The organism is Parapedobacter pyrenivorans, from assembly GCF_014636865.1.
Taxonomy (GTDB): Bacteria; Bacteroidota; Bacteroidia; order Sphingobacteriales; family Sphingobacteriaceae; genus Parapedobacter; species Parapedobacter pyrenivorans.
In genome coordinates, this window is record NZ_BMER01000001.1 from 105,123 (window position 1) to 128,454 (window position 23,332).

17 protein-coding genes are annotated in these 23,332 nt (G+C 46.9%); 1 reads left to right on the plus strand and 16 read right to left on the minus strand.

Annotated features, from left to right (window positions below; all coding sequences use genetic code 11):
- Positions 1 to 33: 33 nt before the first annotated feature.
- The 16 genes from IEV98_RS00440 to IEV98_RS00515 form a co-directional block, all read right to left on the minus strand.
- Complete coding sequence (locus tag IEV98_RS00440) at positions 34 to 1,638, minus strand: exo-alpha-sialidase (protein WP_188503979.1); 1,605 nt, start codon at positions 1,636 to 1,638, stop codon at positions 34 to 36.
- Between the two features lie 208 nt (positions 1,639 to 1,846).
- Entirely contained in the window at positions 1,847 to 2,866 is a 1,020-nt protein-coding gene (locus IEV98_RS00445) for a hypothetical protein (protein ID WP_188503980.1), read from the minus strand.
- Between the two features lie 4 nt (positions 2,867 to 2,870).
- Positions 2,871 to 4,070 carry an L-2-hydroxyglutarate dehydrogenase gene (gene lhgD, locus IEV98_RS00450; protein ID WP_188503981.1) on the minus strand — a complete coding sequence of 400 codons (1,200 nt, stop codon included), beginning with the start codon at positions 4,068 to 4,070 and terminating at the stop codon, positions 2,871 to 2,873.
- A gap of 118 nt (positions 4,071 to 4,188) precedes the next feature.
- Positions 4,189 to 5,271 carry an acyltransferase family protein gene (locus IEV98_RS00455; RefSeq protein WP_188503982.1) on the minus strand — a complete coding sequence of 361 codons (1,083 nt, stop codon included), beginning with the start codon at positions 5,269 to 5,271 and terminating at the stop codon, positions 4,189 to 4,191.
- A gap of 76 nt (positions 5,272 to 5,347) precedes the next feature.
- The gene (locus tag IEV98_RS00460) at positions 5,348 to 6,799 is read right to left on the minus strand and encodes a neutral/alkaline non-lysosomal ceramidase N-terminal domain-containing protein (RefSeq protein WP_229738489.1); all 1,452 of its coding nucleotides are present in this window, start codon (positions 6,797 to 6,799) and stop codon (positions 5,348 to 5,350) included.
- The gene (locus tag IEV98_RS00465; RefSeq protein ID WP_188503983.1) at positions 6,792 to 8,105 is read right to left on the minus strand and encodes an MFS transporter; all 1,314 of its coding nucleotides are present in this window, start codon (positions 8,103 to 8,105) and stop codon (positions 6,792 to 6,794) included. Before IEV98_RS00465 ends, IEV98_RS00460 begins: the two co-directional genes overlap by 8 nt.
- Before the next feature lie 412 nt (positions 8,106 to 8,517).
- Positions 8,518 to 9,621, minus strand: coding sequence for a D-TA family PLP-dependent enzyme (locus tag IEV98_RS00470; RefSeq protein ID WP_188503984.1), 1,104 nt, complete (start codon positions 9,619 to 9,621; stop codon positions 8,518 to 8,520).
- Positions 9,605 to 10,981: a hypothetical protein gene (locus IEV98_RS00475; protein WP_188503985.1), complete on the minus strand. Its 1,377-nt coding sequence runs from the start codon at positions 10,979 to 10,981 to the stop codon at positions 9,605 to 9,607. Before IEV98_RS00475 ends, IEV98_RS00470 begins: the two co-directional genes overlap by 17 nt.
- 2 nt (positions 10,982 to 10,983) lie before the next feature.
- On the minus strand, positions 10,984 to 12,072 hold the full coding sequence (locus IEV98_RS00480; protein ID WP_188503986.1) for a dipeptidase: 1,089 nt from the start codon (positions 12,070 to 12,072) through the stop codon (positions 10,984 to 10,986).
- Positions 12,050 to 12,970, minus strand: a complete 921-nt coding sequence (locus tag IEV98_RS00485; RefSeq protein WP_188503987.1) for a 3-hydroxyacyl-CoA dehydrogenase family protein — start codon at positions 12,968 to 12,970, stop codon at positions 12,050 to 12,052. The genes IEV98_RS00480 and IEV98_RS00485 overlap by 23 nt, the downstream gene beginning before the upstream one ends.
- Before the next feature lie 22 nt (positions 12,971 to 12,992).
- Positions 12,993 to 14,300, minus strand: coding sequence for an aspartate aminotransferase family protein (locus IEV98_RS00490; protein ID WP_188503988.1), 1,308 nt, complete (start codon positions 14,298 to 14,300; stop codon positions 12,993 to 12,995).
- Positions 14,301 to 14,327: 27 nt separating this feature from the next.
- Complete coding sequence (locus IEV98_RS00495) at positions 14,328 to 15,287, minus strand: 3-hydroxyacyl-CoA dehydrogenase family protein (protein WP_188503989.1); 960 nt, start codon at positions 15,285 to 15,287, stop codon at positions 14,328 to 14,330.
- 6 nt (positions 15,288 to 15,293) lie between these two features.
- Entirely contained in the window at positions 15,294 to 15,680 is a 387-nt protein-coding gene (locus IEV98_RS00500) for a RidA family protein (protein WP_188503990.1), read from the minus strand.
- Between the two features lie 111 nt (positions 15,681 to 15,791).
- Positions 15,792 to 17,444, minus strand: a complete 1,653-nt coding sequence (locus IEV98_RS00505) for a UxaA family hydrolase (RefSeq protein ID WP_188503991.1) — start codon at positions 17,442 to 17,444, stop codon at positions 15,792 to 15,794.
- Positions 17,444 to 18,874 (minus strand): tagaturonate reductase, encoded by a 1,431-nt coding sequence (locus IEV98_RS00510; RefSeq protein ID WP_188503992.1) that lies wholly within the window; start codon positions 18,872 to 18,874, stop codon positions 17,444 to 17,446. Before IEV98_RS00510 ends, IEV98_RS00505 begins: the two co-directional genes overlap by 1 nt.
- A gap of 94 nt (positions 18,875 to 18,968) precedes the next feature.
- A complete protein-coding gene (locus IEV98_RS00515; protein WP_188503993.1) occupies positions 18,969 to 19,985 on the minus strand; it encodes a LacI family DNA-binding transcriptional regulator in 1,017 nt (338 codons plus the stop codon).
- A 268-nt stretch (positions 19,986 to 20,253) separates the two neighbouring features.
- Between IEV98_RS00515 and IEV98_RS00520 the strand changes: the two genes are divergently transcribed.
- Complete coding sequence (locus IEV98_RS00520) at positions 20,254 to 23,328, plus strand: SusC/RagA family TonB-linked outer membrane protein (protein WP_229738490.1); 3,075 nt, start codon at positions 20,254 to 20,256, stop codon at positions 23,326 to 23,328.
- Positions 23,329 to 23,332 lie beyond the last annotated feature (4 nt).

The window sequence follows — 23,332 nt, forward strand, 5'->3', positions numbered from 1 at the left end:
TTTAATTTAAAAAAATATTGATTACTCAGTCGCTTAATCTGGGATGTTAAAATGTGTACTTGCAATGTGCGTAGTCACATAATCAGTGGTGTGATAGTACACACAGAATATCTTGCCATTGGGTAATTCAGTTACCATAGGATATCCCAAATCCGCCGGTGCGGCTTGACCATCTTTGCGGATTATCATTTCATTATCGACATCCCATGTCGTGCCATTATCGTCACTGACGGCAGCACGGATTCCCATCGGATACTCCCTATATCCATACACACATAGCAATCTTCCGTCATTGAGCTTAATTGCATCTGCAGGGAAACCTCGCATGTCCGTCTTGTTTGGAGTACTCCACGTCAACCCATCGTCAGTAGAGGTTGAGGACCACAAATTCCCTGTAGGTCTAGAACGCATGATGGCAATGATGTTTCCGTTGCCCGCCTGAACAAGAGCCGTCTCGTCAACACCCGTAATTTCAAGACCTGAAATTCCGGCAGTTAACATCGGAAAACAATCCCATGTCTGCCCGTCATCATCAGATCGCAAGAAATAAATTTCAGATTTCCCTTCATTATTTAAGTTCACTTTCCTCCTGCCATAAACCGCACGCAACTTTGTGCCCGCGACTGTTGTAATATAACTTGCCGCTGAAGTATGGTTCATTAATCCGGACAATTCAATGGGTATCGGAATGGGATCATGTTGTTGCCATGCAGTCGCAGTCGCAGATCGTCGAGATACCCTGGCGCCTCCTAGATATGCTATCGTCCCTGGTCTTACATCCCGAACAACACGTTGCTCTGCGATAAGTGAATCTCTTAATGATTCATCAACGTAAATATAACCCTCGGCAGAGGCCAACAACAATGAGTCCGAAGCTTGGGTAAGCCAAGAGATATCATACATTGGGGATGTTGGAGTGCTCCAACCGTACCCTCCATCAGATGAAACCAGCGCCATGCTTCCTCCGGTATTATCAATATGGTCTCTCACAGCTTTGGTCGAAAAGCTTAATCCTAGTAGACCGCTATTCATTTTAAATAGGTTAGGGAAAGCGGCATAAACCGTATCATTTGAATAAACAACTCGATGTTCAGCAGCATCAATATTAGCCGACTTTGCTGTATCCAACTTGCCCCCAACCAGCGTAAACTGCCTTGACATCGATTTATAACTAATTGTCTGTGGCCTCGTATGCCACCCGGCCGAAAAGTGGTAAACAGACGTATCCGGCCAGTCTGAAATATCAAACGAATAGGAAAACACATTTACGGTAGTATCCAAGTCCCTAATTCCGTTGTCGGTCAGATTATACGACTTACTTGGCAATGTGCTGCCATTTAGGTACCAATAGTTATTGGTGTGCATAAAAAAATCATCAATATGCTCTGCAGACGTAAAGTCGTACATACGAAGCACAAAGGATCCTAACTCGACGTCATCTCCTTCTACTTCAAGTCTTAGATTCGTTGTGTTCTCGTCTACATGTGAAACTACTAATTCCTTGATACGAGGTGGCCCAGAATAAGGAGGTTCCGTTTCCTCTGCTTCTTCTATCGGAAAATACGTTTTCACACACGAAGAAACTGCCACCAAACAAGCTAATAGGAAAACAATTCTAATTTTGTACATTCTTTTCATTTTTAAAGGTCTTTAAAGCTAAAACATTTATCCTAGTTAATACATTCATTAGAAACCAGCCAGTCTTTCCCAAATTCATCTTATATGTGTAAAAAACTGTGTCCTAAGCCCTAATTAGCCCCTCAAAATAACCAGGACGATAATTGGTTGAAATCTGTAAATCAAAGATAGGTCGGAGGAATTCAGCCCGCTACTGCTATCGTACTATTTATTGATACGATATTTCAGTAGTCAACATTAGAGTTTTATTTATTAATTTTAGTAACGTATAAGCAGCACTGGCGTGCAAATCCGGATTGTAATCCTGACTCCTTACGTCGCTTAACTGTTCGTATACTTCTTTCACCAGATCGACATCTCTTTTACACCCAACTTCGCCTATCGCAGCCAGAAAGTGTATTACGTTTGCTTTTCGGCTTCTCAGCGACATCAATTCCGATCGCAGTAGATCATCCATCTCAAGCGACTTAGGCTTGGTAATCCATAACGTTGATAACAAGCTCGGCCGTAGCTCCAAATTGTCAGATGTCAATATTAGATACTTGAGAGATTTCCATTGATTGTCAGTCAACTTCCCAATATATCGAAGAATGTATGAAGCGATGCTCTTGACTGCGTTGTTCTTGCTATCCGATTTAGCAAGCACATCTATCATGAGATCACATGTTTTGCTGGCTTCATTTTGACTAATATGTGCCCTGCTCCATTGGGTATAGAGGTCAAAGGGAGATAAGTCAGATTCATTAATATTTGGAAATTCCAATGTAAAGCATTGAAGCGGTGTATAACGGAGTTTCGCTAACGACTCGATGGCGTGGATCCTATCAACTTCGTTTGGGTTGACGAATACATCTAATATCTTATTTCGCCAAAAATTCTTTCCACTATCTGTCGTTGATGCTTGTGCCAGGACGCGCCATATACCGATACGATAATAGGAGGTATCACCAAACAAATCGTTCTCTTTTAAGAACAGTTCTTCTATATCAGTGTCGCACGTTCCATTTCCCTCCCAAATCAAAAATTCAGCGGCATGTACTTTAATCCACTCCCCTTCATTATTTAAGATCGACACAAGATCTTCCAAGCATTTTTTTTGCAACATTTTAATTTCTTCTTCTAGGCAATTGGTTACAGTAAAGGTTCTGGTTCTATCAGACCGAAATCCAAACAACAGCATTATGACTAATAACTTCAGTGATAATATACTTATCTTACCGAAAATCATTCCATCAATCCATGATTAGCTTTTCACTAATCGTCTTTCCAATGGCTAAACAAGACGTCGCTGCCGGAGATGGCGCATTTCGAACATGAATCACATTGTTCTTCGCTATGATATCAAAGTCATCGATCAGGTTTCCTGCCCGGTCGCAAGCCTGTGCCCTGACCCCGGCGGCGCCAGCTATCAAATCATCTTCATGTATTTCTGGAAGCAACTTCTGCAAAGCACGCGTAAAGGCAGCTTTAGAAATCGAACGATACATCTCTCCCATACCGGTTTTCCCATATTTTCCGACGATTTTCCAAAAGCCAGGCCATGTCAACGTGTCAACGGAATCCCTCACACTAAAACTGGAGAACTTATACCCCTCACGTTTGAATGCCAACACTGCATTTGGCCCAGCCTCAACACCCCCATTAATCATACGGGTAAAATGAACTCCTAAAAAAGGAAATCTGGGATTTGGAACGGGGTAAATTAAGTGCTTTACAAGATATTCCTTTTCGGGCTTTAACTTGTAATATTCGCCTCTAAATGGAATAATTTTCAAATCATTGTAACGCTCTGTCATACTTGCAACCCGATCAGAATGCAGACCCGCGCAGGTGACTACGCTGACCGCGTGATAAGTTTGCTTGGTTGTCTCAACAATATTTCCGGTACGTTGCCCCGTAATATCAATAACTTCTTCTCCAAAAGAAATTTCTCCTTCCTGTTCTTCGATAAACAACCGTAATAATTGGTGCGCCATCGCAGGATAGTCCACAATGCCAGTCTGCGGAACCTTAATTGCACAAACACCTGACGAATGTGGTTCAATTTCCTTTATTCCTTCCTTTGAAAGCATTTCCAAATCACTTAATCCATTGGCAATACCTTTGTTATAAATTGCTTCCAAGGCCGGAATCTCGTCTTTCGATGTAGCAACAATAATCTTTCCACAGCGATCATAAGGCACGCCATATTCCTTAACGAACTGAATCAAACTGTGATAACCTGCAATACAGTTAGCGGCCTTTAAGCTACCGGGGTTATAATATATCCCACTGTGTATCACACCACTATTGTGGCCCGATTGGTGAGTAGCAACGCCTTTTGTCTTCTCCAATATGAGTACTTTTTTCTTCGGCGATTTCTTCTTTACTTCATAAGCGGTCGCCAACCCTACCAAACCGGCTCCCACAATAATAATATCATAATTTACCATCTCTTATTAACTATACCAAGGCATTAACTATTAATCGCCCCTGAATAACTGTCGTTGTAAAATTCAGTCGGAAACAACGAAAAAGACAACCTGAAAAGAAAAAGTCGATCCCGAATAATCAGATCTTGAAAAAAATCTTGTTTTTATACAGATAATAGCAGAACAACCACTGAAGAATTGCCATAGTCACAGCTACTGCCAAAAAATGTGCTGTACCAAAGTCAATTCCACCTAGTATCGACTTTGCCAGTCGATTAAAGGAGACTAAATAATGAGCAACATATATGGCGATAGAATTAGCTCCGACCACCACAAAAACAAATGGCCATTTTTTGAAACCCTTTACGTCAATAAGCCAATAAAATAAAGCAAACAACAACATCCCTAATCCCGAAGTCAGAAAAACAAACGAAGAGGAACCCAGTTTCTTGTTAACCGGAAAATCTAAATGGACTAACCATGCAAGAGCTGCCAAAAGGATCCCCCCAAAAACTAACCATCGCAATTTATTCACTTCTTTAATCTTACTTTTCACGAGATTTCCTGCCAAAGCCCCAAATAGTACATTTGAGACACTGCCAGCAATTGAAATATTGAGGATATACTGAACGCCCGGCGAGACCGTTTCCGCAATTATTTTTCGAGTATAAACTAAGAGATTCCCTTCCTCGGTAAAATCGCCGTAGCCATACCCAGGTACTGGCATAAATTTCATAACCAGCCAATAGCCAAAAACCAAACTAAAAGCCCAAAAAGCCTGATACCTTGAAGAACAATTAATTATGATTATCGATGCCAACATGTAACTGGCACCAATACGAAATAGCACACTATAGTAACCATAGGTAGGATGATATAATCCCGGCTGCTGCCACACCAATGCTCCCAATATGGAAAGTACAATAAACCTAACAAATACATGTCTAAATAGCGAGCGTTTCCCGCTACGATCCATCCCTCTATTAGCGAAGGAAAAAGGCATAGAAATTCCTACAATAAATAAGAATAAGGGAAAAATTAAATCATATAACGTAAAACCATCCCACTGCGGGTGTCTGAACTGATTTGCAAGAAAATTAGTTATAACAGTGTCTTTAAAATCAGGTAGAGCTCTGCAAACTGGCCCTATGCCCACTAATAAAAACATATCCAAACCTCTCAACGCATCTATAGAAAGAAGCCGATTATTTTTATTTTCCATAAAATTCAGGGAATCGTGTTTGGTCAATACTATTAGGTAAGCAACCAGACACTTTAATCAAATGATGAATCGCGTTTCAATCCCGTAGGCTTCCAAACATGTCAACAATCGTCTTGACAATTTTTTCGGAAGCGTGTATTTCCACCCTATTAGTTCCCAACCATGTCTCGTAACCGCCCAGTTCATGTTGCTTAGGTGTCGGCAAGTAACCAAATCCACCATTGGCTAATCCAACAATAAATGTGGCATCAAAAGGAGATTTTTCCTTCAGTTCCAACCCAGTTTCAGCAAAGACTTCAAATGGAATTGCCCCTATTGCCACTCCGCCGATACGAAACACTTGCAAATCAATTGTTAGGCTATCCGGCCAATTCTCCTGCATATCGATAATTCGTTCTACATAGATATGCTCATTTCGATGATAACGTTCTCCCTTAGTTAATTCCGGGAATTTACGAGCACGATCCAACATTTGTTGAGTAGGCTTGCGCACACCAAGCGTGAGCATCGCAGATTTCGAGTCTAGCGAAACACGATCTTGAAACTTCAGCTTTTGATACACAGAAAAGACCTTGGCCGCAATATCTGTTGCTACTAGACTCATTTTTTCATATGGCTCGTACCTTACGGCCTCGCTTTGGACGTCTATGTTATTGATATCGCCCGATGTCCCGTTTGTCATTATTCCAACAAAGGGCAGGTCTCCGGCCGCTCTGTTTAAGAGCCCATCTATCTTCTTCGCAAATACACCAAAATAGTCAGCAGATACCTGTCCTGAAGGCACCCCGCCAACGTAATGTAAGGAATAATTTGCGAGCAACGCTATCGGGCATCCTTCTAACGACTGCACAGCAAAAAAAGAAAGCTCGGGGTCGACAGGTCCGGCGGGTTCTACCAAATTTGGGTTGCTTCGACCGGGGTTCATCAATACCTGGTCTCTACCACCAAAGGGGTTAGTCATGAGATTCTTCATTTTCCACCTCCTGTTAAAAACGTGTTCCGGAATATCCACACTGCCCCACGCTATCTGGGCGGGCGCCAGGTTATTGACCGCACAAACCATTCCGTCAGCTATTCGACGTATAAGGTACACTTGATACTCGTCGAATTGCTCCCCCATATCCCATGCAACGCGCTTAGCCCCCTTTCCCCCCGCACTAGTGGCTGAATGCGTATGTGTGGAAGACAACATGACATTGTCCGTAGGAATGCCTGTTTTTTCGTACACCAATTCCTTAGCAGCGTCGAGCACCTCCTCTCTGACAAATACATTGTCTATGACTCCGAAAGCTAATCGAACGGAGCCATCATCTAATACCAGACATCGGACAAATAAATCATCATGGATATGTGTTGCAGGGGGCGTGTTGAAATTACCAACAATCTCATTTCCCAAAAAAGGTGTCACATTGCTAACAGCGGCTCCTGCTCTGAAAGTTGACTCCGTTTTGAATTCACCTTTCCGGGGCTGAGCCAATGCAAGAAACGGGGTCAATAATATAACAATAAGACTTACTATTCTATCCATGTGGTTCTCCATCTAATTTACTTCCTTTTTTGGTGTCCTGCATAAATACAAACATAATTAACGAAAGGAATATCCCTATGGTAACGTACCAATAATACCAGCTTTCATGATCGACACTTTTAAACCACAAGGCAACATACTCGGCTGTACCACCGAATATAGCTACAGTGATGGCATGCGGTAGTCCAACCCCAATAGCACGGACTTCAGCGGGGAACAACTCTGCTTTGACAACAGCACCGATACTCGTATACGTACTGATAATGAGCAGGCCTATCATTATAAACACAAAAATAGCCCAGTTCGAATTTGCTGAACTTATTGCATTCATCAAAGGTACTGTACAGATGGTGCCTAGCAAACCAAAGGTTATTAATAATGGTTTCCTGCCAATTCGATCCGAAAGTCCTCCAAAGAGCGGCTGAATAACAGCAAAAGCAAATAATGAAACGAACGATATCATTGTCGCATCGCCTTTAGAAATGCCTACCGTATTGACGAGGAATTTTTGCATATATGTTGTGAATGTATAAAATGCGAGCGTACCTCCCAACGTTAACCCTACCACAATCATGATGGCTTTCGGATGCTTCAACAATTTGGATATCGAGCCATCCTTCGCTTTCCCTTTTTCCTTTGCTGCGGTATAGGCGCGCGTTTCATGAAGATGTACACGGAGGTATAATGCAATGACGGACAGTATCGCGCCGATCACGAATGGGATACGCCATCCCCAGTCATGGAGCTGTTCATCTGTCAACAAGAATTTCTGTAATAATATTTGTACGCCAAGTGCAAGAAGCTGCCCCCCAATAAGTGTGGCATATTGAAAACTTGAAAAAAACCCCCGTCTATTTGGTGTGGCCATCTCTGTCAAGTAAGTAGCCGAAACACCAAATTCACCGCCTACGCTTAATCCCTGTAACATGCGCGCGATGGTCAATAATAGGGGAGCCAAAATACCAATTGTCGAATAGTCGGGAATAAATGCGATAATCAGTGAACCAATAGACATTAACCAAACCGAGATCAACATCGTTTTCTTTCTACCAATGTTATCGGCAAGTGCCCCAAATAGCCAGCCGCCAATAGGTCTCATTAAAAACCCCAACGCAAAAATTCCAGCGGTTTGAAGTAATTGAACCGTTTGATTATCATTCGGAAAAAATGAGGCAGAAAAGTAGATTGCGAATGCCGAATAGGTGTACCAATCATACCATTCTACCAAATTACCTATTGACCCTCCCGCTATGGCTTTCAATCGCCGCATAGAGAGCGTCTGTTTATCTAACTTATCATCATTCATTAAATTCAATTAATTGGTCTTCAGTTTAAAAAGTCTTATAAAAGCAAAGGTATGTCCCTGCATTAGACATACCTTCAACGATTATTTACATAACTGATATAATATTTCAGCGTATTCAGGACACTCAGTATTCGGAGTTATGAACCGATGGATTCAAAGATTCATTTAGATTCAGTTCAAAATTTGGGACTGGCCACGACAAGTACATGTCCTCAACATCCATATCTATTCCGTCATTGACAACATCTTTCACAATTCAAGATCTCCCCAAGTCAAACCTGAGCTTTCCTGCCAATTCGAATTCGTAACCTCACTTTAGAATCTCTTCACATCGCTACATGTTTCAGGGCTGGCCAAGATATCATCATTGTAAGGACTTAAGATGTCGGAAGTAACACCTGTTGTATATAAATCAAGGATACCGCTTCCGCGCAACTACTTTCCATGTGTCTGTAGTCCGCTGGCCTTGAACCACGGTAAGCCGATCATACAACGCAACAGTAGGGCAAATATGGATAGGTAGTGCATAAAGCACATCACCCACCTGCCAACTTTGTCCGCTGGGTGCCTTCAACACCATATGTTCTTCGCTATGGCTGACAGGTTCGAGGTCTTCAGCGTTTAAAAAATAGACGCGCCTCTCCAACAGATTTTCGGAGGCAATGGCTTTGTAGCCCAAATCGATACAAAGTAGATCCGGACCAGGCATGGATACAATGCGACAAAGCAGCACTGCGGCAGCTAAAAACCGTTGTTCTGGCAGTGTATCGCTATACCCTTTATCCCATAGCACAAATGTACCGGGGCTGCACTCTACTTCGGAGTATTGCGCGTAGATGGGAAACGAAGGGGAACCGCCGATAATGATTTGGGGCTTAGGATAATTCTCTTCATCTAGCTCACGAATCATAGCAGCAACAGGTTCGAAGTTCCGATCGCAAATGGCTTTGCGCTTTTCAAGATTAACTTCCCTAACATGACCATCATATGCATGGAAACCCTGGACGACCAATCCTGCTAATTGGCAGCTATGACGGTAAAGCGACAAGGCCGCCTCGCCCAAACTGATACCGGTGCGGCCCATTCCAACATTCAGATCGATATACGTATTAATGATTTCACCCGCGGCTAAGGCGATCTCCGACAATGTGTTCGCGGCTCCTTCATTGTCAATAATAGTGGAGAACTTGGTGCCGCGATAGCTCTTGATTAACGCAAGAAAACGACCTGTTTTCGGCCCGTACAACGGATAGGCCAACAATACATCTAGAGCCCCGCACTCGCCTAGCATCTTGGCCTCAGCAATCGTTGCGCACTTAAACTTCGTGATGCCTGCATTCAATTGCAATTGCAAGATTTCCTTGGTTTTATGGGTTTTGACGTGTGGCCGCAATCGACTGACCTCTCCAATCATGGACATAGCTAATTCGATGTTACATTGAACGCGATCCGGATAGACCAAAAGCGCAGGTGAATCGACCTCATTTTCGTTATTGATCTTATACCAATTGCCCATAACTTCTTAATTGTTTTGTAAGTTGCTGTATAATTGTAGCTTCCGCATCTACTTCGAGATGACTGGTTCGGCAACGCCAGCATTCGTAACCGCCCTTTTTGAGCTCATGTGCCGGAGGCACATAGCCCACGTATTCATTCGCCAAGCAAATGGTAAAGTATTTCTTGTTTGGCCAAGCGGCTTTTAACTTCAGCCCAGTTTCAGCAAAAAACTCTCCTCCAAGTGCACCGATAACACCGGATCCTATCTGGAAACTTTGGACAGGAAATGACCTCTCATCCGGAAACTCAGCCAGTAGTACCTGTTCGCGGGCATAAACTTGCTCAAAAAATCGCGGCTCACCAAATTCAATATCTTCATAGTCGGTTTCAGAGACAAGTTGCTTTGCTCTCGTAAGCTCATCTTCCGAAGGTTTACGCACGCCTATTGGCACATCGGCATATACTACTGTTAACTTTGGATGAAGCTCCCACTCCACGCTAGGCAGTGATCCAATGACTGCGGATGCCAAATCTTCTCCGATCAATTGGCTTTTTTTGTGGTTATCCTTGGGATAACGATCAGGGTCTCGAAAATCCCAAATATTGATTTCTCCACTTGTGCCGTTGCTCATCATACCGACAAAGTCGCAGCCAACACCCAGCTTCGTTGACAATGAACGTGCGAACGATCCGAAATAATCGGCACTAATGGTACTGCGGTCACAATCACCTACATAGTGTAACGAATAATTGGCCAACAGGCTGATCCATTGACCATCCATATTTTGCACGGCCAAGTAGCGTAAGTTTGGATCGGGAACGCTCATCGGGCCTTCGATGTAATGCTCATCGCCAAATGGGTTGGTTTTAACGATGTCCCTTTCGCCAGTGACAGGATTGACCGCTTGGTATTCCGCTTCCATTCGGTAGCGTCGGCACATTAGGTGCTGAGGCTGATCTACACTACCCCAGCCAATTCTAGCCGGCCGCAATGAAGAATATGCCGCTTTAACCCCCTGAACAATTAATGCAGGCAATCGCTGTCGATAAGCCCAATCAACGTGGCCCATCAACAAGTCCGTTACCGAACCCGCGGAATGCGTGTGAGTACTGGCAATGAGTTGGCATTGCCGTGGGATACCGACCTCACGGGCTATAACTCGCTTCACATCTTCAAGAAAATCACGCTGCATGGCGCAAATATCTACCATCACAATAACGAGGCTACAAGCACCCGCCTGCAAAACCAATGCTTTGGCATACAACGGATCCGCAACCTTTGTAGCGTACCGGGATGTAAACTCGCCGTTAATGACTGTACCCAATGGCGGAGTAATGTCTATTTGAGCTGCTCCGGCTTTGAACCTATGATTTTGCATCTTTATACTTTCTTCCACGCATTCCGCAAAAATCGAAGCCAGTTTCCGTGAAAGATATTATCAATATCTGCTTCCGAATACCTCCGTCGCCGCAAGACATCCTCAAACTTCTGCAAATCAACGATAGAATCCAAATCCCAAGGGCTTTGCTCGGTACCGAAAATACCATCCAGATCACTGCCTATACCAATATGGTTAGTATTTCCAGCAATTTGGCAAATGTGATCCCAATGATCGACCAACTGCTCCAACCGGATATCCAATTGCCATGGATCGGATACCATATCGATAAACCGGATATCCAAGGCCCAACAATCCAACATGCCGCCGATGACAGCACCACGGCCCACCAATTTCTTGATTTGCTCATCGGTCAGTTGCCGCTGATTCGGCACTAGCTGGCGAACATTATGATGGCTAGCCCATAGAGGTCCTTCATACATATCCAACGCCTGGTTGAACCCGCCATCCGTCAAATGGGTGACGTCCAAAATCATATTCAGCTCACCCATCACCTTCATCAACTCCAACCCTTGCGGATGAATCCGCCCAGCCGTTTTTGTACCATCAGCATACCGGCCGGGACCAAAATGTGACAACCCCAACGCTCTTAATCCATATTCGTATGCCCGATATAGATAGTCAATATTGACAAGTGAATCAGCACCTTCCAAACTCAATATGTAACCGATTGGCTTCTCTCCTTCAGCGATTTCTTCATCATTCCATAACGCAAGATGTTTGTCTAATCCGGAAAGATCTGTGATTTGGACCATTTCGCCCATAGCCTCCATTTCTCGATACCACGCAAGCTGCGCTTGGGTCATTGCCCAAGCCTGCTGCGCAGAATTCCACGTAGTAGGGCCATAACTGGACTCATTAACCCGCGCCAACTGCGTAGCGACCACAAGGCCTACATTTCCCTTGCGCAGTTCGGGCAAACAAACGGTCCCTTTGCCCCGATCGGGCTTGTCTTCCAAGTTCCGTTCGCACTGCCGAATCTCCGCCAATGGACGCGATATGTCCCGATTCCACTCTATGGCATTCATTGCCAAGTCCAAATGGGCATCAAAGATCAATCGCTTCTTCATGATTGTATTTTCTCATCAATTCAAAAATCTCCTTGCTAAAAACTCGATAGATTTTTTCCCAATAATCTACTCCGTCATCGGAATAGGTGTAAAAGCCTTTTCCCGATGCCATACCCGTTTCACCTGTCTCTACCAACCGCTTCATAAATGGAGGCACTTGGGTAGCGTTGGATAAGTCAGGGTTGAGGTCTTTCATGACCATCCCATAGGCATAGGTACCCATCAAATCCATGTAGCGGAAATTGCCCGCAAATGGCAGGTAGTAGCCGGCATCATTTCGGCATGCTCGATCTACACTTTCGACCGTAGCATAGCCATGCGCAACCAAATATCCGGCCTCGCGCACCATGGCCGCAAATAACCGGGCACGCACACTGAATCCGGTCCGTACCGTGTAAGGGTCCTTCCCCCATTTTTCTTTCGCCAGCTTCTCTAGCCAATCAACTTGCCGACTATCTGAAACAGCATTGCAAATGATTTCTGCAAAGTATGTCTGGTGTGCCGGATAAGTCCAGTTGAGTCCGAGTATCCGTGCGGGCACATCGCTTCCTTCTTGTAACTGATCCAGCGAGATGCTGTCTGTATTGATTGCAATAATGGTATCGTCCGCGATACGGCACTCCAATTGGCGAATTGCATGTTTCTTTTCTGCCAAAGACTCCGCAATGACAGCAACGACCAGTTGACATGGAATGGTATCCGGAAGCTCCGTCAATAAGTCTAATTGGTGAATTGTTTGTGGACTATCACGTTGCACTGCCAAATGCGCCGCAGTGGAATCTGCGGCAAATATAGTGACCCGCTGGCCCGCGGCAAGTATATTGGTGGCTATACTATAGGCTAGTTTGTCATCGCCGACAACCAACACTGAATTAGCTACTGATTTATTTCGTGTCATGCGTTAATTGAGCCAATCGAATTTACATTGCTTTCAATACGTCCTTTGCTTTGGCTATAGCGTGCTCAATATCGTCTTCGGTATGTACCGCACTGATATACCACAGGCCTCTGCCGATAACACGTATACCTAAGTCATGCAGGCCGGCGATAAACGCGTTTAACTTCGCTTTATCCGTAGCGAGCGTGTCGCGATAATCCACGATTCGATCTAGATGTGTGAAAGCGGTATTGAACATAGGTCCCATTCCCTGCACCAGTAATTGGTGACCAGCGGCTTGAGCAACGTCACGCAATCCGTCCATTAGTCGGTTGCCCAAACGGAATAAACGCGGATAGGTTTCTTGATCTTGTTCTAAGACCGTAATCGTAGCCAAGGCAGCTGCAACGGTCGCATTGCTGGCATTCATTGTGCCGGCATGAATGACCCGTGCCGATTCAATCTCTTCCATCCACTCCCGCTTGCCTACGATGGCACTGATGGGATAACCGCTTGCGATAGCCTTGGCAAAAATCGAAAGATCAGGCGTAATGCCAAAATACCGCTGTGCACCACCCAGTCCCAATCGGAAGCCGGTGATTACTTCATCAAAAATCAGCGCGATACCATACTCATCACAGATCTCCCGCAGCCCTTTTAAAAAACCTTCTTGCGGGGCGATGCATCCGTTGTTACACATCACCGGCTCGGTAATGATCGCGGCGAGCTCATGTTGATGCTGGGCCACCGTTTGACGTACCAGGTTGAGGTCATTCCAAGGGATGATGATGAACTCTTCGCGGCTTCTGTCAGCCAATCCGCCCGACCATGCATGCGCTGTAGGCTCGTCCCGATTACCTAATGCAGCGACCGATGGCGTGCTGATGCCCCAAGCCACATTATCCAACCAGCCGTGGTAGTGCCCTTCAAACCGAAGGAACTTTTGCTTGCCGGTTTTGGAACGTGCCACGCGAAAGGCGGTTTGCACCGCTTCTGAACCGTCCAAGCAAAATCGCATCAGCTCTGCTGATGGGATGAGCTGATGGAGTTTCTCCGCCAATTCGATTTCCTTAAGGTGCTGGCCGGCGAACAACTGACCTTGCGTGGAGTATTCGGTAATGGCATTCAAAACAGCAGGATGGGAATGTCCGACAATCAGTGGCCCTTGGCTTAACGTAAAATCGAGGTATTCATTGCCATCGACATCGTAAATACGATTACCCTTACCATGGGTATAAGAAATAGCGTGAGGATGATTGTATTTTCTAAATTCGGACGAGACTCCACTCGCCAAGACCCGCTTAGCGCGTGCTAGCATCCGGGCTGATTCTTTATAACTTCTCCTTGTCATTGGTTATATTTTTTCTGTCACTGGCTACTACCCCTGCTCGGGGTACTTTTCCGCCAGCTCATAGATATCACGATTGAACCGCGCAAATGCGCGGTCCCATGTTTTAGCTTCCTCCTGTGTGTATTCATAGAGTCCATTCATGTTATGAACACCCCTGCCGCGTTGTTCAACAATCTGTTGCATCAACACGGGGACCTCGGTCGAGTTGCTCAGCATTGCGAATAGCTGACCGAATCCTTTTATATAGTCAGTGGTGCCCATAAAGTCCATTCTCCTGAAAATACCCATCAGCGTAACCCAAGATCCCATATCATAACGGAAAGCCTTGTCGCTATCGCTCAAGGTAATATGACCTGCCTCTGCCAAGCAAAGTGCCTCACGGAATACCGCATACATCAGCCGATTGGTAATGAAACCGCGGATATCTTTTTTGAGGAGCGTGGGTTCTTTACCCCACTCGATACCCAGCTGCATGATGTAATCAGCGATTCGTGGATCAGTCTGCTTGCCGCAAGTCACCTCCAAAAAACGGGTCATATAAGCGGGCTCGGCCCAATGCATTCCTAAAAACCGTTGAGGGTGGGGCACCAAAACTTGCAGTTCGCTGATGGGTATGGCCGATGTATTGGACGCGATAATGGTCTCATCAACTACTGATGCCGCTATTTGGTCATAAACGGACTTCTTGATGGCCTTGTCCTCCATCACGCACTCCAGTACGACACGGCATGGTGCTAACTGCCTGTAATCTTCTACCAACTTCATCCTATTAACACACGGAGCGATACCGTATTGTAAAATACCTGCGGAATCAGCGTGACGGAGCAAGTCCGCGATATGACCTGCTGCCCGTTCCTTTTCGCCGGGTATCGGCGCCAACGCAACCACCCGATGACCGGAGGCCAACAAAGATATCACGATACTACTTCCCATTAGGCCTAAACCCACTACACCTACCGTTGTAGATTTGATGTCGATATTACCCATACAACCCTACGGAAGTTTCACGATGCAATCGATCTCTACGCGGATGCCTTCGCCGAGCACCGACTGAACGGTGGTACGGGCCGGTCGTGTGCCGGCAAAATAATTGGCATATACGGTATTGAAACGGTCGAATTCGTCGATTTCTTTCAGGTGGACGGTGCTTTTTACCACATCTTCCATGGTGGCACCAGCGGCTTCTATAATCGCCTTGATATTATCAAGTGTTCGGGCGGTCTCTTCTTCAATGGTGCCCAACACGAATTGGGAGGTCTTAAAATCTACAGAGGCCTGCCCGCTGATGAACAGGAATCCTCCTGCAATAACCCCATCCGAATAAGCTCCAGTCACGAAATTGGCATCCCTTTGTGGATGTACGATCTTTTGTTTGCTCATGTCTACTTTTTCCTAATTTCAGCTACAAAGAATTAGTAAACAAAGGTAGGTTGATGGGCGTTTGGGGGCTATTACATTTATTTGTATTTGTAGTATTATTTTTCAGGTGCCTTATAACGATACGCCCCGCTTCCATGGAATGAAATCATCCTGGCCCAACCGGACGGCGTGTGGAACTACCTCACCGGAAGCCGCCTGTATGCAATACGACAGGATATCTTCGCCCATTTCTTCAATGGATTTCATTCCGTCTATCACCGGCCCGCAATCAATGTCAATAATGTCGGCCATGCGTTTTGCCAGCTTGCTGTTGGTGGCGACTTTAATGACCGGACATATGGGATTTCCAGTAGGTGTGCCTAACCCCGTGGTAAATAGGATGAGCGTGGCTCCGCTCGCTGCCTTTCCAGTAGTTGCCTCCACATCATTCCCCGGCGTGCAAACAAGGCTAAGGCCTGCCTTGGTAGCAGGCTCGGTATAGTCTAGTACGTCTATCACCGGCGAGGTCCCACCTTTCTTTGCAGCTCCGTTACTTTTGATGGCATCCGTAATCAATCCGTCTTTGATATTTCCAGGTGAGGGATTCATGTGGAAACCGGACCCTGCCCGCTCGGCGGATTCGCTGTAGGCCGTCATCAATCGGATAAATTTATGAGCAGCCTCTTCATCTACCGTCCGGTCGATTAAGGACTGCTCGGCACCGCAGAGTTCCGGAAACTCCGCCAATAATACCTTGCCTCCCAGGGCCACCAGCAGGTCTGCACAATAGCCGACAGCTGGATTGGCCGATATACCACTGAAACCGTCACTCCCGCCGCACTTCACACCCAAGGTCAGCTTTTCTAACGGTGCGGGTTGACGAGTTGCTTTGTTGGCTTCGATAAGCCCAAGAAAGGTCTGTCGGATCGCATCGGTAATCAGCTGTTCCTCACTTTCAGACTGTTGCTGTTCGAAGATCAATAGCGGCTTGTCGAAATTCGGGTTCAATGCAAGCAAATCGTTTCTGAAATCGCATAGTTGAAGGTTTTGGCACCCCAGGCTTAATACCGTCACCCCGGCAACATTGGGATGGTCGGCGTAGGCGGCCAGCAGTTTGCTGAGTACCGCCGCGTCCTGGCGTATTCCGCCACACCCGCCTTCGTGGTTAAGAAATTTGATACCATCTACCTGTTTGAACAATCGGTCGACCGGTACAACACTTTCCTCCAGCCGCAGATCAAGCGCTGACACATCCAGCCCACGCAGATACCAATCGCGCAATAAACGTGTTTTGGCCTTGTATTTATCCGTAACCGCATAGCCAAGCTCGTTGTGGAGCGCCTCGCGGATCACATCCAAGTTGCGGTTTTCGCAAAACACGGTAGGGATGAACAGCCAATAATTAGCGGTTCCCACGCGACCGTCTTTTCGGTGATAGCCCATGAATGTGCGCCCTTCAAATTTCGATACATCCGGCGGTGTCCATTGGTAGGATACCCGACGGTAACCGTAAGGTGCTGCCGCGTGTTTCACATTTTTGGTGGTCATCCGCTCGCCGACACCGATGGGTATTTCTGCTTTTCCAACCAACGTGCCGTACATGATCACTTCTTCTCCTCGTACGAGGCTGTGCGTAAAAAATTTGTGTTTAGCAGGAATAGCTTCTGCAAGAACATACACCTCGCCATTGTAAGATATCGATTCACCCTGCCGCAGTTCCTGCAATGCTACCAATACATTATCCAACGGGTGTATTTTCAGCACGCGTGTAATTTGATCACTCATTACGCTTCAACAGTTGATTTTATGGTATCCTGTACGCCATTTTCTAGGAGATGCGCCAATTGTTGTTTGACAGACCGGGCAAAGGCCTCATACGTACGCAAATCAGTCTTCCATACCGCGCTTTGCCCAAGCGCAGCATCCACAACGGCATTGATATCAGACTGCTTCCAGGCTTGTTTTATTTCGCCTGCATTTGGATCATCCAACTGCGCATCCCGCATCAGCAGCAGATAGGCCGCGAATCCCAACGCCATATACGTCGGTGTCTCCAACTTCACTTGGACATAACGTTGGATCGTTGCTACGTTGCGCATTTCCATCTTGGCAGTATAATTCAGGCTAATACTTTTCCATTGATGGTCGAGGAACGGATTGCCAAAACGGTCGACTACCGAATCGGCAAACGCACGTGCTTCCACTTCCCCGATAGCGACGGCCGATAACGACGGAATGATTTCTAGGGTCATCAGGTTCGTAACGAATCGGGAAAACAACTCGTCTTGCATCGCTTCTTTTACCGTTGACCATCCACCCAGCATAGCCAACGCGCAAGAGAACGTATGCGTGCCATTCAACAAGCGTAATTTCAACTCCTTGAATTTAGTGATATCGGGTGCAAGCACCACGCCTGGGTCGACCACCGCAAAGGAAAGAATGGCCTTTACCCGCTCATCCGCAGTTTCGATGGCCCACAAGCGAAAGGGTTCTGCCATAATCGCCAGGGAATCGCGATAACCCAAATCGGCCTCCGCACGCAACCGCTGAGCTTGTGGAAGTTTTCCGGGAACGATGCGGTCAACCAGCGTATTGCAAAACGTATTGAATGTAGTAACCCATTCCACGAAATCCGATGGTAAACCATTCAGCCGTGCCAATTGGAGGACAATGTCCTTCAGTCGCTGCCCGTTCCGGTCAATAAGTTCGGTAGGCAGAATAACCAGCCCCTTAGTTGCATCTCCTTCAAACGCTTGGTAGCGCCGGTAGAGAAATGCCGTGAGTTTACCCGGAAAGGTTTGCGGTGGCTCGGCTGATAGGTTATCCTGCTCATCAAGCACGATACCCACTTCGGTCGTATTGGATATCACGATCTGCAGTGCTGGATTGGTCGCTGCTTCCAACACCTCTGCCCAGTCGCGCTGCGCTGACACCACCCGGCTTATAGCGGAGACCACCAGTGTTTCGGACACCTCTTGGCCCTTGTCCAACCCATTGATATGGACAGTATAGCGATTGTCCTGATCAATGAAAGGATCGGTGCCACCACTTGCAGTAGACTTGACAACCAGTATGCTACCACCGAAAATTCCCTGCCGGTTGGCTTTCTCAATAAAATAATCGGGGAGGCCGCGGAGCAATACCCCCGTTCCAAACTGAAGTACCTTTTCGGGATAAACTGTTGCGGGCGCGATTTCCTTGTTCAATGATTCCATCCAGCAATAATACGCCGCTTACTACCAATAAATGAAAAAAATGACCAAGTAAAGTTATGCAAACGTTGCCGATAGCAGCACACAGATGCGATAGCTAGCTTCGGCGGGTAGATTCTCGTGCAATTAAAACGCCGGGAAGCGTGATCTCCCGAACCTGGAAGTTATTCTTACGGACAATATGCTGTAACAGCAACTCGCAACTTTGCTTCCCCACCTCATAAGCTGGCTCCGCCACGGTCGATAAACTGGGCGATATGATGGCCGACATCGGGTCGTCCGTAAAACCGATCACACCAAAATCCGGTCCGACACGAATGCCACGTTTCTTTAATTGCAGTATCACGCCGATGGCCTTTCGATCGTTTACGGCAAAAACTGCATCCGGTCTTTCCTTTCCCTCCCAAAGCACCTCCAAATCGGCCTCACCGTCTGCTTGCGAAAATCCCGAATGGACAATCCATGCTGGTTCAACCGGCAGACCGTAGCGTTCCAATGCATCCAGGTATCCCGCCAGCCGATGCTTTGTAAAATCCAGACCGGCAGGGCCTGCGATGTGTGCAATACGGGAAAAACCCTGTTTGACAAGATGTTCAACAGCCTCAAACGCGCCATTGTAATCATCCTGCACGACCTTAGACGCATCCACACTTCCCAATACCCGATCGAAAAAAACAACCGGAGTGCCCTCGGCAATGATCTGTTCAAAGTAATTGTTGGCTGCGGAATCCGAACATACAGACACCAATACGCCGTCCAGGTTTTGCGTGTTCAGGTTCCTCACGACATCCATTTCCCGCTCAGGCGAATCATTGGTGACATACAATACGATATTGTATCCCTTGGCATAGGCTACCTCCTGAATACCGGTAATCACCATCGAAAAATAGTAGTTGGTAATAAAAGGCAGGATAATCCCGATGTTGCGCGTTCCGCCTCCTGCCAATCCGGACGCATTGAAATTCGGCTTATAGTCCAGTTCTTTTGCCAGATGTAGCACTTTCTCCCGCGTTTCCGGGTTGACATCATAAGCATCGCGTAATGCACGTGACACCGTGGAAACAGAGATATTCAGAATCCTGGCAATGTCCTTGATCGTAATGTGTTCTGGCATAGCTAACGTTATTCAACCTACTGACGCTTGAAACGCAAATTTATGCAAATAACGGATGAAATTACAGCCGCTACCCCCCTATTTCGGTAACGTTCTCGCTAATATAACTGGGCAAATCATTGCGTTCACTGATCTGACATGATACTTTTGGACGTACCAATTTGTAAAACCCCCATTGAAACGAGGGCAAGGGAGCGTCATCGCATCGGAAGAATGCATGGCCAAACTTAGAAACAATTAATGTTTGAAAAAACAAAATAGATGAATTATGAAAATAAGAACTTCCATTTACTACTCGCTGATGATGGTCTGTTTGACTATGTGGAGTACGTTCCGACTGCATGCACAGCAGAACCGTGAAATCGGTGGAACAGTGAAAGACGCGGCTACAGGTGCAACGCTTACCGGTGTAAGCGTGCGCGTAACGGGCAAGAGCCAAGCGACAGCAACCGACGAAACGGGGCGCTTTGTTCTGCAAGCTGCGCAGGGCGACGTACTCGTCTTTTCTTACTTGGGATATGTCACGCAGGAGGTATCGATTGGAACGTCATCCACCTATACCGTTAATCTCCAGCCTGCTGAGTCTGAAGAACTCGGTGAGGTGGTAGTCACGGCACTTGGTATCGAACGGCAGACACGATCGTTGAGCTACGCAACGCAGCGGCTATCTGCAGACCAGTTGAACGAAGTACGGGATAACAGTGGCAACCTGATGAACAGTCTGTCAGGTAAGGTTGCTGGCGCTGTTATCACTCCGGCGGCAACCGGTCCGGGTGGTGCTGCTCGCATCGTCTTACGCGGCAACCGCTCTATCAGCGGCAATAACAATGCGCTCATTGTGGTGGACGGCGTGCCCATAGACAACTCCGCCAATACACAGGCCAACAGTACATTCAACTCTTACGGCGGTAGCGACGGTGCCGCCAACCTCAATCCAGACGATATCGAATCCGTGAATATACTGAAAGGTGCGACGGCCGCTGCCCTGTATGGAAGCCGGGCCGCAAACGGGGCCATCGTCGTTACCACTAAACGCGGCAAGGAAGGCAAGCTCGCGATCGACTACAACGGCGGTGTCAGCATAGACCAACCCAACCTATTGATGGATTTCCAGAACACTTATGGCCGCGGCAACGGCGGGGAAGCCGGTGCTACTGCCGGTGAAAGCTGGGGAGCGCCCACCACCACCTATCCCGACAACGTACAAAGTGTATTTCGCACGGCAACGACCGTCAACAATGCAATAAACATTTCCGGTGGCACGGAAAATATGCAGGGCTACGCATCCTATACCAATAACCACAACTCCGGTATTTTACCGGGTAATGACCTGGACAGAAACACGCTCAATCTTCGCGTCAACAACACCTTCTTCTCCAAGTTGAATACCGATGCGAAAATCACTTACTTGAACCAGAAAATCAGTAATAAACCCCGACTTGGGGATACCGGAACACCGATGGGCATCTACATCATGCCGCGCGATATGAGTGAAAGTGAACTGCGGGACTTTGAAGGAACCGATCCCGTCACCGGCGAACCAACACGTAAATACTGGACAACATCATCCATTTTTGACAATCCCTACTGGGACCTGAACCGCACTTCAGTCAACGAGGAGCGCAATCGCATCACCCTACTCGGTTCCGCCACCTATCAGGCAACAGAGTGGCTACGCGTGTTGGCACGATACAGCTTCGACCGGTATGACGATTGGGAAACCGGACGGTATTACAACGGCACCGTATCGTTGGGCAACGTGCAGCCGGGAGGTCAATACTTTGAAAACAGCATTGTGCGCAGTGAGCGCAACATCGACGTGTTATTCTCTGGCGATCATCAATTGTCTACCGATTTCTCCCTCACCTACAACGTGGGCGGCAGCCTCCTAAACCGGAAAAGCCGGGGTCTGCAGAACATGGCCAACGGTTTGAGTATCCCTAACCAGTTCAACCTCGCATTTGCTACCACACCAGCATTCAACAATGTTTCCATCATTGACCGGGAACTGCAGTCTGTGTATGGAAGCGCACAGGTAAACTTTAAGGATTACCTCTATCTGGATTTATCGGCACGTAACGATTGGTCATCCACACTTCCCGCACCGCACAGTTACTTTTATCCATCCATCGGACTATCTGCTATACTTTCAGACGCATTATCATTACCGAACTGGGTATCGTTTGGCAAGGTAAGAGCCTCCTATACCGAAGTGGGCAACGATGCGGCACCTTACCTGCTGAACCAACTATATAACTTCTCACTGGGCGCAGGGCAGGGCTTCGTGAGCAGAAACCTCACACGCGCCATCAACAACCTCAGGCCCGAAAATACGCAAGCGTATGAAGTGGGGCTCGACTGGCGGTTCCTCAATGATCGCCTCGGAGTTGAAGCAACGTTTTACAAGACCAACACCATCAATCAGCTACTGTTCATCGGATTACCGCTGGCCAGCGGGTACAGTAACCAATACATCAATGCCGGCGACATCGAAAATAAAGGAGTCGAATTGCAACTAAATGGCACGCCTGTCCGCAGTGAGCAGTTCAGCTGGAACACCTATATTAACTTTTCACACAACGTAAACAAAATCCTTAAACTCGCCGATCAATCCAGCCGGGCAGACCTATCTACCAGCACCCGCCTAGCCAGTGTCGTAGCGGTTGAAGGGGGTTCTTACGGCGACTTGTATGGGTATGCGTGGGAAAAAGATGCCAATGGCAACCACCTCGTAAACGATGCAGGACTACCAATCGTAAAAGCCAATACTAAAATCGGCAACTTCAACCCCGACTTCCTATTGGGCTGGGGTAATACCCTCAATTATGGGCAATTTTCATTATCATTCCTCATCGACGGCCGTGTGGGTGGCGAAATGGTCTCTGGAACGGATTCCTTTCTCGGCGCCTATGGTCTGGGCGACTACACTGCACAATACCGCGACGGCGGATTGGTGCTGCCAGGTGTAAAAGCCGATGGAACGCCCAACACCACCGCCGTCGATGCCCAGACTTTCTGGACAGCCGTGTCGCAGAACGGCCGCGATGCCTGGGGTGAGTTCTTCACCTATTCGACGACCAATTTCAGGCTGCGCGAAGCATCGCTCGGCTACGAATTCCCACTCAACGGAAGTGCGTTCAAGCGGGCACAAGTGTCCGTAACCGGACGCAACCTGTTTTTCTTATACCGCGGCAAATCCACGTTGGATATTCCAGGTATGCAACGCCGTACCATCCCCATCGATCCGGAAGCGGCACTCGGCATCAACAATTATCAAGGGGTAGAAGCCGGGTTACTTCCTCCCGTGCGTAGTTTCGGTCTTAATGTTAAACTGTCTTTCTAATCCA